11 protein-coding genes are annotated in these 13,120 nt (G+C 69.3%); 2 read left to right on the top strand and 9 right to left on the bottom strand.

All coding sequences use genetic code 11. The features are described from left to right. Nucleotides 1–130 precede the first annotated feature (130 nt). Entirely contained in the window at nucleotides 131–1,180 is a 1,050-nt protein-coding gene (locus tag ACLNGM_RS08610) for a lysine-2,3-aminomutase-like protein (RefSeq protein ID WP_416357980.1), read from the bottom strand. Continuing rightward, nucleotides 1,177–2,229 carry an EF-P lysine aminoacylase EpmA gene (gene epmA, locus ACLNGM_RS08605; RefSeq protein ID WP_416357979.1) on the bottom strand — a complete coding sequence of 351 codons (1,053 nt, stop codon included), beginning with the start codon at nucleotides 2,227–2,229 and terminating at the stop codon, nucleotides 1,177–1,179. The genes ACLNGM_RS08610 and epmA overlap by 4 nt, the downstream gene beginning before the upstream one ends. A gap of 150 nt (nucleotides 2,230–2,379) precedes the next feature. On the opposite strand from epmA, the gene efp reads away from it, so the two are divergent. Together efp and ACLNGM_RS08595 are read left to right on the top strand one after the other, a co-directional pair. Continuing rightward, on the top strand, nucleotides 2,380–2,949 hold the full coding sequence (gene efp, locus ACLNGM_RS08600; protein WP_416357978.1) for an elongation factor P: 570 nt from the start codon (nucleotides 2,380–2,382) through the stop codon (nucleotides 2,947–2,949). A gap of 114 nt (nucleotides 2,950–3,063) precedes the next feature. Further along, on the top strand, nucleotides 3,064–6,018 hold the full coding sequence (locus ACLNGM_RS08595) for a PAS domain S-box protein (RefSeq protein ID WP_416357977.1): 2,955 nt from the start codon (nucleotides 3,064–3,066) through the stop codon (nucleotides 6,016–6,018). Nucleotides 6,019–6,153: 135 nt separating this feature from the next. On the opposite strand, the gene ACLNGM_RS08590 is transcribed toward ACLNGM_RS08595, so the two are convergent. From ACLNGM_RS08590 to ACLNGM_RS08560, 7 genes are all read right to left on the bottom strand, one after another. Further along, complete coding sequence (locus ACLNGM_RS08590; RefSeq protein WP_416357976.1) at nucleotides 6,154–6,489, bottom strand: response regulator; 336 nt, start codon at nucleotides 6,487–6,489, stop codon at nucleotides 6,154–6,156. A 189-nt stretch (nucleotides 6,490–6,678) separates the two neighbouring features. Further along, a complete protein-coding gene (locus tag ACLNGM_RS08585) occupies nucleotides 6,679–7,314 on the bottom strand; it encodes an RBBP9/YdeN family alpha/beta hydrolase (protein ID WP_416357975.1) in 636 nt (211 codons plus the stop codon). 126 nt (nucleotides 7,315–7,440) lie between these two features. Further along, nucleotides 7,441–7,899: an RrF2 family transcriptional regulator gene (locus tag ACLNGM_RS08580; protein ID WP_090962941.1), complete on the bottom strand. Its 459-nt coding sequence runs from the start codon at nucleotides 7,897–7,899 to the stop codon at nucleotides 7,441–7,443. 130 nt (nucleotides 7,900–8,029) lie between these two features. Continuing rightward, complete coding sequence (locus tag ACLNGM_RS08575; RefSeq protein ID WP_416357974.1) at nucleotides 8,030–8,977, bottom strand: substrate-binding domain-containing protein; 948 nt, start codon at nucleotides 8,975–8,977, stop codon at nucleotides 8,030–8,032. Nucleotides 8,978–9,055: 78 nt separating this feature from the next. Next, nucleotides 9,056–10,054: an ABC transporter permease gene (locus tag ACLNGM_RS08570; RefSeq protein WP_416357973.1), complete on the bottom strand. Its 999-nt coding sequence runs from the start codon at nucleotides 10,052–10,054 to the stop codon at nucleotides 9,056–9,058. Next, a complete protein-coding gene (locus tag ACLNGM_RS08565; protein WP_416357972.1) occupies nucleotides 10,051–11,628 on the bottom strand; it encodes a sugar ABC transporter ATP-binding protein in 1,578 nt (525 codons plus the stop codon). The genes ACLNGM_RS08570 and ACLNGM_RS08565 overlap by 4 nt, the downstream gene beginning before the upstream one ends. Before the next feature lie 303 nt (nucleotides 11,629–11,931). Further along, nucleotides 11,932–13,110, bottom strand: coding sequence for a Gfo/Idh/MocA family protein (locus ACLNGM_RS08560; RefSeq protein ID WP_416357971.1), 1,179 nt, complete (start codon nucleotides 13,108–13,110; stop codon nucleotides 11,932–11,934). Nucleotides 13,111–13,120 lie beyond the last annotated feature (10 nt).

Here is a 13,120-nt window from a genome sequence, read left to right as displayed (position 1 = left end):
TTGAATGGCCGTTTCAATGAAATTTTGTGTGGTCATCGCGTCGATCGACGGCACCGTCGGACCAGCCGGGCACGCGCGTTGAACGGGCGTTCAATCTATACGCCCGATCGGGCCGCGCGTCTTGCGTTTTTTACTTCGGCGTGTGGCTGGCCGGCGGGTAGCGGTGCACCTGCCCGGTCGGATCGGCGACCTCGTAAGCCTCGCCGGCCTCCTCGATGAAGCCGGGCCCGATCGGCACCTTCCCATGGCCGCCGGGAATGTCGAGCACGTAGGTCGGCTGGCAAAGGCCGGAAATCCGGCCGCGGAGGCCCTTCATCAACGCCTGCCCCTCCGCCACCGTGGTGCGCAGGTGGCTGGTTCCCGGCGCGAGATCGCCCTGATGGAGATAGTAGGGCTTGATCCGGTTCTCGACGAAGCAGCGCATCAGACGCGACAACGTGTCCGCGTCGTCGTTGACGCCGCGCAGGAGCACCGACTGGCTGACGAGGGGCACGCCGCCGTCGACGAGGCGGGCGATCGCGGCCAGCGCATTCGGGGTGAACTCGCGGGGATGGTTGGCGTGGAGCGCGACGAAGGTCGCGCCGGGAAAGGCGCGCAGCGCGGCGACCAGCGCCGCATCGACGCGCGCCGGCTCGACCACGGGTACGCGCGTATGGAAGCGCATGACCTTGACGTGCCCGATCGCCCCGAGCGCGCGCCCGAGCGCCTCTACCCGGCGCGGCGACATGAAGAACGGGTCGCCCCCGGTGACGACGACCTCCCAGATTTCGGGACGGCTGGCGACATAGGCGAGCGCGGCGTCGAGCTCCGCCTCCAACAGGCTGCCGTTGCCGTCCGGCCCCACCATCTCGCGCCGGAAGCAGAAGCGGCAGTAGACCGGACAGACGTGCAGCGGCTTCAGGAGGACGCGATCGGGATAGCGGTGGACGATGCCGGGGACCGGCGAATGCGCGTCGTCGCCGATCGGGTCGGCATTCTCGTCCGGCGTCGCTCGGAGCTCGGCGGCGCTCGGCACGAACTGCCGGCCGATCGGATCGTCGGGGTCCTCGATGAGATCGGCTATGTCCGGCGTCACCGAGACGGCGTAGCGCGCGGCCACCTGTTCCAGCTCGGCAAGTCGCTCCGTGGGGGCGAGGCCGGCCTCGACCAGCGCGGCGGCGCTGCGCAAGGGGCGCGTCACGACCGGAGATCCGCGACCGGCGTCCAGATCACGTCCTCGATGCGCAAGGCGCCGGTCGCCAGCATCACCAGCCGGTCGAAGCCGAGCGCGATACCGCTGGCCTCCGGCATCGCACCGAGCGCGGTCAGGAAGTCCTCGTCGAGCGGATAGCGCTCGCCGTAGACGCGCTCGCGCTCGTCCATCTCGGCCGTGAAGCGACGGCGCTGCTCGGCGGCGTCGGTGAGTTCGCCGAAGCCGTTGGCGAGTTCCACGCCGCAGCAGTAGAGCTCGAACCGCTCGGCAACGCGCGGATCCCCGGCGCTGACACGCGCCAGCGCCGCTTCCGGCACCGGATAGTCGTAGAGGATCGTCGCACGCCCCTGCCCGAGGCGCGGCTCGATCCGCTCGGTGAGGACGCGGCTGAAGAGATCGGCCCAGGTGTCGTCGGGCGCCGTGCGAAGCTCCAGCGCGCGCACCGCCGCCGCCAACCGGTCGCGATCCGTCGCGCCGCCCGGCTCGACGCTCGCCAGGATGTCGATGCCCGCAAAGAGCTGGAACGCCTCGGCGACGCTGATGCGTGCCGGCTCGAAATAGGGATCGGCCCGGCGGTCGCGGAAGGCGAAACGCCGGACGCCGGCCGTGTCGGCGGCGAGCGCCAGAAGCGCGGCGCAATCTCCCATCAGCGCCTCGTAGGTCTCGCCCGCGCGATACCATTCCAGCATCGTGAAGGCCGGATGATGCAGCGCGCTGCGCTCGCCGTTGCGATAGACGGGCGCGAGCGAGAACAGGCGCGGCTCGCCGGCCGCGAGCAGCTTCTTGCAGGCGAACTCCGGCGAGGTGTGGAGGTAGAGCGGCTGGCGCGTGCCGTCCGACCGCGCCTCGACGGTGGCGAATGCCGCCAAATGCGCCTCGTTGCCGGGCGAGACCTGCAGTGCCCCGGCCTCGATCTCGACGAAGTCGCGCGCGGCGAACCACGCGCGCAGCGCGCCGGACAGGGCGTTGCGCAGCATCAGCCGCGGGCGGCGGTCGGCGTGGACATGGGGCGCCCACCAGGGCGAGGCATCGGTCATGGCGGCCTTGAACAAGGGGGCGCGTTGGCGGGGCGTCGATCGAAACGGGCCCGCCCGACTGGCGGCGGACCGTCAGATGCGCTAGGGCCCGGGGATCGAGGCTCGGACGAGCTCCCTTACAACATCAGACCGAAATCAGGAACAAAGCCCGTGAAGGTGATCGCCAGTTCGCTCCGCAAAGGCAACGTCGTCGAACGCGACGACGGCAAGCTCTACGTGATCCTGTCCGCGGAGAACATCCATCCGGGCAAGGGCACGCCCGTCACCCAGCTCGACATGCGTCGCATCTCGGACGGCGTGAAGGTGTCGGACCGCTACCGCACCACCGAGCAGGTCGAGCGCGCCTTCGTGGAGGAGCGCGAGCACACGTTCCTCTATTCGGACGACGAGGGCTTCCACTTCATGAACCCGGAGACCTTCGACCAGGTCGCGGTGCCCGAGAGCGTCGTCGGCGACTACGCGCCCTACCTACAGGAAGGCATGGCGGTCCAGGTCGCGGTCTACAACGGCCTTGCGATCTCGATCGAGCTGCCGCAGCGCGCGGTCTACGAGGTCACTGAGACCGAGCCGACCACCAAGGGCCAGACGGCGTCCTCGTCCTACAAGCCGGCCGTCCTGTCGAACGGCGTGCGCACGCTGGTTCCCCCGCACATCGCGGCCGGCACCCGCATCGTGGTGATGACGGCGGACGGCTCCTACGTCGAGCGCGCCAAGGACTAAGGGACCGACCGCGCCATAAGCCGGCGAACCAATCCGGCGGTAGCGCGTTCGGACCCACGGGTGGGAGCCGACGAGGCTCCCTCCCCCGCAGTGACTATGGAGACACGACCTCGCATGGTGCTCCCTCTCGAGGAACGCGGCGCGATCGGCGCGCTGATCGGTTCGCGCAACTGGAGCGACTTCCCGCTCGGCCCCCCGGCCGCCTGGCCGCCCGCGCTGCTAACCTCCGTCGACCTCCTGCTGTCGTCGCACGCGCAGATCGTCCTCTTCTGGGGGCCGGACTACCACGCCTTCTACAACGAGGCCTATGCGCCGACGATCGGCACGAAGCACCCGCGCGCGTTCGGGCGCCCTGCCCGGGAGAACTGGTCCGAACTCTGGGACGACCTCGGACCGCTTCTGGCCGGCGTCGTGCGGACGGGCGAGACCATCTCGGCCAAGGATCGCCCCTTCCAGATCGAACGTCACGGCTTCCGGGAAGAGGTGTACTTCGACATCAGCTATTCGCCCGTCCACGGTGAAGGCGGCGAAGTCGCGGGCGTCTTGTGCATCGTGTCAGAGACCACCGGGCGGGTCGTCGGCGAGCGTCGGCTGGCCGAGAGCGAAAGTCGCTTCCGCAACATGGCCGACCATGCACCGGTCATGCTCTGGGTCACCGATCCCGAGGGGCGCTGCACCTATCTGAACCGATCCTGGTACGAGACGACCGGGCAGACGCCGGAAGCCGCGGAAGGCTTCGGCTGGCTCGACGCCACGCATCCCGACGACGCCGAGGAGGCGGGCCGCGTGTTCCGCCGCGCCAACGCCGCGCACGAGGCGTTCCGGCTCGAATACCGCCTGCGCCACCGCGACGGCCGCTATCGCTGGGCGATCGACGCCGCCTCGCCGCGGTTCGACGAGACCGGCGCCTTCCTCGGCTTCGTCGGCTCGGTGATCGACATCGACGAGCGCCGAGCCGGCGAGGATCGCCTGCGCGCCAGCGAGGCAGGCTTCCAGGCGATCGCCAACACGATCGACCAGATGGTCTGGACGACGCTGCCCGACGGGTTCCACGACTACTACAACGACCGCTGGTACGAGTTCACCGGCATGCCGCACGGCTCGACCGACGGCGAGGCCTGGAACGGCATGTTCCACCCGGGCGACCAGGAGCGGGCCTGGGGCGTGTGGCGTCGGTGCCTCGCGACCGGCGAACCCTACCATATCGAGTACCGGCTCCGGCACCGCTCGGGCGAGTACCGCTGGGTGCTCGGCCGCGCGCAAGCGATGCGCGACGCGGCGGGCCGCATCATCCGCTGGTTCGGCACCTGCACCGACATCCACGACTTCAAGCTGGAGGAGGAGCGGCGCGCCTTCCTCTTGGAACTCAGCGACACGCTGCTCGGCCATCCGGACCCGACAAGCGTCGAGTCGACGACGACGCGCCTGCTCGGCCAACGCCTGCGCGTCGCGCGTTGCGGCTATGGCGATGTCGACGCCAGCGGCGAGATCGTGCGCGTGGCGCGCGACTGGACCCGCTCACCCGAGGTCACGAGCCTTGCCGGCGAGAACCGCATCCTGCGCAAGTTCGGACCGACGACGATCGAGGAACTGCGCGCGGGCCGGACCCTGACGGTGGAGGACGTGCGCCGCGATCCGCGGATCGGCGAGCGCTTCCTCGAGACCTGGGACGGAATCGGCTGCCAAGCGCTGATCGTCGTGCCGATGCTGCGCGACGGGAGCCTGCGCTCGATCCTCTACCTGCATGAGCCCTCGCCCCGACGCTGGACGCCGGACGAGATCCGGCTCTGCGAGGAGGTCGCCGCGCGCACGCGCGAGGCATTGGAGCGCGCGCGGGCGGAAGCCGCGCTGATCGAGCTCAACGCCTCGCTGGAAGAGCGCGTGCGCGAACGCACCGCCGAACTCGAGCGCACGTCCGAGGTGCTGCGCCAGGTGCAGAAGATGGAAGCCGTCGGCCAGCTCACCGGTGGCATCGCGCACGACTTCAACAACATGCTGTCGGTGATCATCGGCTCGCTCGACCTCCTCGGCCGGCGTCTGCCCGACGGCGAGGCGCGGCTGCGGCGCTACGCCGAGAACGCGATGGAGGGCGCGCGCCGTGCGGCGACGCTGACGCACCGGCTTCTTGCCTTCTCGCGCCAGCAGCCGCTCAACCCGCAGGCGGTCGATCTCAACAAGCTCGTCTCGGGCATGTCCGAACTCATGCGCCGGACGCTGAGCGGCAACATCCGCCTGGAAACCGTGCTCGGCGGTGGCCTCTGGTCCTGCTCGGTCGACGCCAACCAGCTCGAGAACGTCATCGTCAACCTCGCCGTCAACGCCCGCGACGCGATGCCGGACGGCGGACGCCTGACGATCGAGACGCAGAACGCCCATCTCGACGACCGATATGCCGCGGCCGACATCGGCATCGTGCCGGGCCAGTACGTTCTCGTGGCGGTGACCGACACCGGCACCGGCATGAGTCCCGAGGTGATGGCCAAGGCCTTCGACCCGTTCTTCACCACCAAGGAGATCGGCAAGGGCACGGGCCTCGGCCTTAGCCAAGTCTACGGCTTCGTCAAGCAGTCCGAAGGCCACGTGAAGATCTATTCGGAGCCCGGCCGGGGCACGAGCGTGAAGATCTACCTGCCGCGGCTCGTCGGCGAGCACGAGGTGACGGATCAGGTCGCGGCGGCGCTGCCGGAGCTGACCGATCCGTCCGCCGAACTGATCCTCGTGGTCGAGGACGACGAGAGCGTGCGCCGCGTGACGATCGAGGCGGTGCAGGAGCTCGGCTATCGCACGCTGGAGGCCGAGGGCGCGGCGGAGGCCTTGCGCCTCCTAGCGCAGCGGGCCGACATCGACCTCCTGTTCACCGACGTCGTAATGCCCGATATCGACGGGCGCATGCTGGCCGAAGAGGCACGGCGGGCGCGTCCCGACCTCAAGGTCGTCTTCACCACCGGCTACACCCGCAACGCCATCGTGCACCACGGCGTGCTCGACGCCGGAGTGCGGCTTCTGACGAAGCCCTTCTCGCTGGAGGATCTGGCCATGAAGCTGCGGGACGCGTTCGACGAGACCTGAACCGCCTTTCGCGCCCGGCCCGAACTGCGGCGCCGCCCGCTTACGCATTGGACAAGAAAAGCCCGGTGGCGGCCGAAGCCGCTCCCGGCGTTGTGGGAGCGAGGGTCAGGCTTGGCGCCGATCGAGCGCCGACCGTCAGTTCGACGGTGCGATGTCGCCTGCGACCTTGCGAAGCGAGTTGGCGTCGTAGGGCTTGGGCAGCAGCGGCCAGTCGAGCTTCTGAACGTTGACGTAGCCCGACACGAGGACGATACGCACTTGCGGGTAACGCTCGGCCACGGCCCGCGCGAGTTCGGGACCCGACATGCCGGGCATGCGACAGTCGCTGAAGAGAAGCGCGACGTCCGGCCGCCGCTCCAGCACCCGGAGCGCCGACGCGCCATCCGAGGCTTCCAGCACCTCGAACCCCATTTCCTCGAACATGTCGACCGCGTTCAGCCGCACCAGCGGCTCGTCGTCGACGACGAGCACGACCTTCCGCGACCCAGCCTGCAAATCACCGTGCATTCCGATGCCTGTCCGTCCGATCGGGAGCCTGGAAAAAGCTGGCTCCGCCGATCTCATGAGGGTGGTTCCATCCCGGCTTCAACATAGCCGGACGAGCGCTTGGAATGTCTAGATGGTGCGCTGGCAACAGATGGAAACCCCCTGAACGGACGTTCAGCCGAGGCCGAGACCGGAATCGTGCAACCGCGGCGCGTAGCTTCGGTCCCGCAAGGCCGCTGACGGCGCAGCCGTCCGAACCCGCCCCGCACGCGCCGGGCGACCGCGCAAGCCTTCGGCCAGCGTCAACGCGTCGGGCCAGGGGCCGAAGCCGCTGGCGATGTTGACGTGTCCCGCCTCGCCGAGGTCGTAGAGCGCGGAGCCCCAGGTCGAGGCGCAGCGATCGGCGCCCGCAAAGCTCATGTACGGGTCGTTGCGGCTGGCGACAAGGATCGAGGCGAACGGCAGGCGCGACCCCGCGCTGTCGGCGAAGGACGCCGCGCTCGGCACGGTCTGCGAGAGGCTGGCGATGTCGGCCGGGGCAACCAGCAGCGCACCGCCGACATGGGAGGCCGCAGGGCGGCCGGCGAGCGCGGCGACCAGCGCGCAGCCGAGACTGTGCGCGACGAGGATCACCCCTGGCCGGCTGGCCATCAGGGCCGCCTCGAGCTGGTGCAGCCAGTCCGTCAAGACCGGCCGCGCCCAATCCTCCTGCTCCACCAGCGTCGCCTGCGGGTCGATCTCCAGCCAGTGGTGCTGCCAGTGGCCGGCGGGCGAGCCGTTGAGGCCGGGGACGATCAGCGTCTCGGTCATGGGTCGCGTGCCTTTCCTGCCGCATCGACGTCGACAGGGAAGGTAAGGCCGGCGGTCGCCGGTCGACACGCACAACATACTCTTTTTATCGACTGAGGCGGAAAGCCGATCCGCCGTCCGCCCGCCTTACGCGCCGAGGGCCAGTTCGCGGAACTCGGCCTCGAGGCTTTCCGGCGCACCTGCCGCTTCCGCCAGCGTGCGCTCGTCCAGGACCGCGGAGATGGCGTTGCGCACCTCCAGCATGATCCGCCGCACGGCGCAGGAGCGCTCGTCCCGGCAGTCGTCGCAGCGGCGATAGGCGGTGCGGCTGGCACAGGGGATGGGCGCCAGCGGCCCGTCGAGGACGCGCAGGATGTGCCCGACGCGGATTTCCGACGGCGGGCGGGCGAGAATGTAGCCGCCGCCCCGGCCCTTGCGGGCGTGGATCATGCCGGCCACGCGCAACTCGCCGAGGATGGTGTCAAGGAACTTCTTGGAAATGTTGTGCGCCCTTGCGATCTCCTCGGAGAGCGCGCGCTGGCCTTCGGGCAGTTCGGCAAGATGCAGCATGGCCTTCAGGCCGTACTTGCCCTTCATCGTCAGCATGGCGGGGACTTCGTTGGCGGGAAGCGGAACAGGGGCACGTCCCGACAGGTAGACCGCGGCGCGCCGGATTTCCAGCGCGCCGCGAAGGAGGCGACGGGCGGCGTCCCAGCCGCCGCCCCTTGCAGCCCGATCAGAACGGCGAGTCCGGGTAGTAGAACTCCTGCGCGTTGTCCTTGGTGACGAGCGTCGCGTCGAGCACGTAGTTGCCGCGTACGGGGTTCTGGTCGAAGAGACCCGCGGCCGTCAGGTCCATCGCGGTCGCGATCATCGCGGGCGGATAGAGCACGTCGACCGGCACCATCTTGTCGCCGTCCTGCACCTTCTTGATCATGTCCTTCATCCCGGCCCCGCCGACCACGAACTGGATGTCGGAGCGATTGCTCTGGGCGATCGCCTCGAGGATGCCGACCACCATGTCGTCATCCTGCGCCCAGACCGCGTCGATCTTCGGGTACTTGGCGAGGTAGTCCTGCATCACCTTGAAGGCGTCGTCGCGCGACCAGTTGCCGAACTGGCGGTCGAGGACGTTGACCTTGGAGCCGGCAATGCCTTCGTCGAAGCCCTTCTGACGCTCCTCGTCGATGACGATCGGCAGGCCGCGGATGATGACGATGTCACCGCCGTCCGCCATCCGCTCCTTCATGTACTCGCCCGCCACGCGGCCGAGTCCGTGGTTGTCGCCGGCGACATAAAGGTCCTGGATCGACGGGTCGGAGAGGGCCCTGTCGACCACCGTGACGAAGACACCCTTCTCCTTCACCTGCCGGATCGGATCGGTCAACTCGTCGGAATTGTGCGGCAGCGTGACGAGGGCGTTGATGCCCTGCGCGGTCAGGTCCTCCAGAGCGTTCGCCTGGGACGCGCCGTCGGGCGAGGTCTTCACCACGATGTCGAGGCCGGGATAACGCTCCTCGAGGAGTTTGGCCTCGCGCTCGGCATGATAGACGACGCCGCCCGTCCAGCCGTGATCGGCGGCCGGGATCGACACGGCCATGGTGAGCTTCTTGTCCTGCGCGAGCGCGAGACCGGCGGTGGACAGGACGGCAAGGGCCGCGAGCCCGGCGACGATGCGTTTCATATGTGTTCCTCCCGAATGCCGGAGCTTGTCTGGTTTCCCGCGAGCGGCGCGCCCCGGACAGGGCGCCGCCCGCTTGGCTCAGCGGCGCGCGAGGAAGCGCTGGATCAGCATCGCCAGGATGATGATCGCCCCCTGCACCGCACCGATAAGATATTCGCTGACGAGGTCCGACAGGACCATGATGTTGCCGACGAGCTCGAGGATCAGCGCCCCGCAGATCGTGCCCCAGACCCGCCCGACGCCGCCGCGCAGCGCCGTGCCGCCGATGACGACGGCGGTGATCGCCTGCAACTCCCACAGGAGGCCCGTCGTCGCCGTCGCGGCGCCGAGGCGCGGAACGTAGACGAGGACGGCGACCGCCACACAGAGGCCCTGGATGACGTAGGTGATCGTGCGCACGCGGTTGACGCGGATGCCGGAATAGCGCGCCACGTCCTCGCTGGAGCCGACGGCCATGACGTGTCGGCCGAAACGCGTGCGGTAGAGGACGAAGGCGCCGAGCGCGGCGACCACGAGAAACGCGATCACCGGCACGGGCACGCCAAGGACATTGCCGAAATAAACCGGACGGTAGGCGGCGCGCAGCTCCTGCGAGCGCATGGCGATCGACCCGCCCTCGGCGAGCCAGATGGTAAGGGCGCGAAAGATGCCCATCGTGCCCAGCGTGACGATGAAGGGCTCGATGCGGCCGAGCGTCGTCATCAGGCCGTTGGCGAGGCCGCAGAGCGCCCCGACGCCGAGCGCCATCGCCATGCCGAGCGCGATCGTCGGCACGGCGCCCTCCACCGGCGCCGAGTTCAGGAACAGGATCATCGTCCCGGCGACGAAGGCGGCCATCGAGCCGACCGACAGGTCGAGCCCGCCGGCCGAGATGACGAAGGTCGCCCCCACCGCGATGATCGCGATGAAGGCCGAACGGGTCACGACGTTGGACAGATTGTCGATCCCGAGGAAGTTCGGGTTGATCAGCGCGCCGAAGACGAGAAGCGCGGCGAGGGCGACGAAGGGCGCGACCGCCCGCAGGTCGATCTCGCGGCGGGGGCTCGGCGCCTGGGCTGGCGAGGTTGCGTCGGTCATGCGAGTTCGGCTCCCTCGACCGCCACGGCGGCCTGTTTCTCGCCGGCGCCCGTCGCCAGCATCACGATGTTGCGCTCGGTCATCGCATCGCCCGCGACCTCGCCCGCGATCGTCCCCTCGCGCATGACGACGATGCGGTCGCACAGGCCGATGAGCTCCGGCATCTCGGACGAGATGACGATCACCGCGCGGCCCTCGGCAGCAAGGCCCGCGAGGAACCGGTAGATCTGCTCCTTGGTGCCGATATCGATGCCGCGGGTCGGCTCGTCGACCACCACGACGCGCGGGTCGAGGAGCATCATCTTGGCGAGCAGCAGCTTCTGCTGGTTGCCGCCCGACAATTGCCCGGCGAGGAGATCGCGCCGGCGGGTCCGGATGTCGAAGTCGCGGATCGCCGTCGTCAGCGCCTCGTCCTCGCGCGCGGGCTGGAGCAGCGGGCCGCTGGCAAAGCGGTCGAGTGCCGCGAGCGTCAGGTTGGTGCGAAGGCTCTGGGCGAGGAGCAGCCCTTTGCCCTTGCGATCCTCGCTGAGATAGACGATCCCCGCTTCCATGCTGTCGCGCGCGTCGCGGAAGCGGACCGGCTTGCCGTCGAGGCGCACCGTGCCTTCGGCGGGCCGAAGACCCAAGACACCCTCCAGAAGCTCGGTGCGTCCGGCACCGACGAGGCCGGCAAAGCCGAGGATCTCGCCCTTCGCGACCTCGAACCCGCCCGAGCGGACATAGCCCGGCACGCGCATGTTCTCGGCCGACAGGAGGGGCGTGCCGCGCCCTTGCGCCACGCGGTCGGGATAGAGTTTCGAGACGTCGCGCCCCACCATCAGACGGGCCATGTCGGCGGGTTCGAGTTCGGCGGCATCATGGGTGCCGATCCGCCGCCCGTCGCGCAGAACCGTGATGCGGTCGGCGAGGAGCTTCACCTCCGGCAGGCGGTGCGAGATGTAGAGGACGCCGACACCGCGCGCCCGAATATCCGCGATCACCTTGAGAAGGGCTTCCGTCTCGTGCGGGGTGAGCGAGGCGGTGGGCTCGTCGAAGATCACCACCTCGTGCGGCACGAGCAGGGCGCGGGCGATCTGGACGAGCTGGCGCTGCGCGATCGACAGCGAGCCGACGCGCACGCGCGGGTCGATCGCCGCACCCAGCCCCTCCAGCGCGGCCTTCGCCGACGCGTTCATCGCGCGGTCGTCGAGCGTCAGGCCGCGGCGCACCTCGCGGCCGAGACGGATGTTCTGGGCCACCGTCAGGTCGGGCGCGAGAAGGATTTCCTGGTGCACCAGCACGATCCCGCGCCGCTCGGCCTCCACGGGCCCGGACAGGCGCACGGGCTCGCCCTTCAGGACGAGCTGTCCCCCAGTCGGCTGAAGATGGCCCGCAAGGATCTTCATCAGGGTGGACTTGCCGGCGCCGTTCTCGCCGATGATCGCGTGCACCTCGCCGGCCCGCAGGTCGAAGCGGATGTCCTTCAACACCTCGACCGGCCCGAACGACTTGGACACGCCGTCGGCCGTCACCACGGCCGGACGGCCCGCATCCGCGCCGTCGATGCGCTTCGGCGGGGGAGCCGGCACCGTCATGCCGCGCTCCACGAAGGCAGTCGTGTGCGGACGCCTCCCCGGCTCGCGCCGGCGTCCCGTCTTGAACGTCTCATCGTGCCGTTCCTCCCGGCGCGCACGGACCTCGGTCCGCGTCTCCCAACCACTCTCCGGCGGCTTTTTGAGTTACGTACCTCATCGCCGCCGACGCCGACACCCTCGTCGCCACATCTTCACACAACCGTTAGCGGTAGCCGCACACCCTGTGGGACTACAGCACCACTGCGGGGCGTTGACGAGCGGTCTCCCGTTTCCAGCTCAAACAACGTTCGACATGGTCACCGATCATCCGACCGGCGTCCAGACGCTGCCGCCGCGCGAGGAGGCGACCGCCGCTTCGATGAAGCGCATGCCGGCGAGCCCGTCCGCGACGGAGGGATAGGTCACCGCGGCATCCGGCGCCCCGCCACTGCGCGCGGCCAGGATCGCCTCGGCCACCTCGGAATAGATGTTCGCAAATCCCTCGAGATAGCCTTCGGGGTGCCCGGGCGGCACGCGCGTCATGCGCGCGGCGGCGGGGAGCGAGCCCGCGCCGTTGCGGGTCAGAAGCTGCTTCGGCTGCCCCAGCCGCGAGAACCACAACTGGTTCGGGTTTTCCTGGCACCATTCGAGCCCGCCCTTGGTGCCGTAGACCTGCAGCCGCAGCGCGTTCTCGTTGCCGACCGCGACTTGGCTCGCCCAAAGGACGCCCTTGGCGCCGCCCTCGTATCGCAGGAGCACGCGCACGTCGTCGTCGAGCGCCCGGCCTTCGACGAACGTCGTGAGTTCGGCCAGAAGTTCGCGCGTCTTCAGGCCCGAGACGAAGGCGCCAAGATTGTAGGCGTGCGTGCCGATGTCGCCGATGCAGCCGCCGGCACCCGAGCGCGCCGGGTCGGTGCGCCACTCGGCCTGCTTCGAGCCGGTCGCCTCGGCGCGCTCGGACAGCCAGTCCTGCGCATACTCCATCTGCACGAGGCGGATCTCTCCAAGTTCGCCCGTCTCGACCATCGCCCGCGCCTGCCGGATCAGCGGGTAGCCCGTGTAGTTGTGGGTCAGGGCGAAGATGCGCCCACTCTTCGCCTGGAGCGCGACGAGGTCCTCGGCCTCGGCGACCGAGACCGAGAGCGGCTTGTCGCAGATCACGTGAATGCCGGCCTCGAGGAAGGCCTTAGCCGCCGGCGCGTGCATGTGGTTGGGCGTGACGATCGAGACCACCTCGATGCCGTCGTCTCGTGCGGCCTCGGCGCTCGCCATCTCGGAAAAGCTTGCATAGGAGCGCTCCGGAGCCAGCCCAAGGTCCGCTCCCGAGGCGCGAGCCCGCTCGGCGTCCGACGACAGGGCGCCTGCGACCAGTTCGTAGCGGTCGTCGAGCCGCGCCGCGATACGGTGGACGGCGCCGATGAAGGCCCCCTGCCCGCCGCCCACCATGCCGAGCCGGATGCGCCGCGCGCCGCCTTCGGTTCCCTTGCCTGCCTCGATGGCCATCCTCTGAGTC

The sequence above is a fragment of the Aureimonas phyllosphaerae genome, from assembly GCF_047943035.1.
GTDB lineage: Bacteria > Pseudomonadota > Alphaproteobacteria > Rhizobiales > Rhizobiaceae > Aureimonas > Aureimonas phyllosphaerae.
Note: the sequence above shows the minus strand (reverse complement) of the source record. Positions and strands in the feature narration are given on the sequence as shown.

Bases quoted from the DNA above. Each gene is read 5' to 3' on its own strand.
- epmA (WP_416357979.1), bottom strand. From the start codon at position 2,229: ATGACCGATGCCTCGCCCTGGTGGGCGCCCCATGTCCACGCCGACCGC.
- ACLNGM_RS08595 (WP_416357977.1), top strand. From the start codon at position 3,064: ATGGTGCTCCCTCTCGAGGAACGCGGCGCGATCGGCGCGCTGATCGGT.
- ACLNGM_RS08585 (WP_416357975.1), bottom strand. From the start codon at position 7,314: ATGACCGAGACGCTGATCGTCCCCGGCCTCAACGGCTCGCCCGCCGGC.
- ACLNGM_RS08580 (WP_090962941.1), bottom strand. From the start codon at position 7,899: ATGCTGACGATGAAGGGCAAGTACGGCCTGAAGGCCATGCTGCATCTT.
- ACLNGM_RS08575 (WP_416357974.1), bottom strand. From the start codon at position 8,977: ATGAAACGCATCGTCGCCGGGCTCGCGGCCCTTGCCGTCCTGTCCACC.
- ACLNGM_RS08570 (WP_416357973.1), bottom strand. From the start codon at position 10,054: ATGACCGACGCAACCTCGCCAGCCCAGGCGCCGAGCCCCCGCCGCGAG.
- ACLNGM_RS08565 (WP_416357972.1), bottom strand. From the start codon at position 11,628: ATGACGGTGCCGGCTCCCCCGCCGAAGCGCATCGACGGCGCGGATGCG.
- ACLNGM_RS08560 (WP_416357971.1), bottom strand. From the start codon at position 13,110: ATGGCCATCGAGGCAGGCAAGGGAACCGAAGGCGGCGCGCGGCGCATC.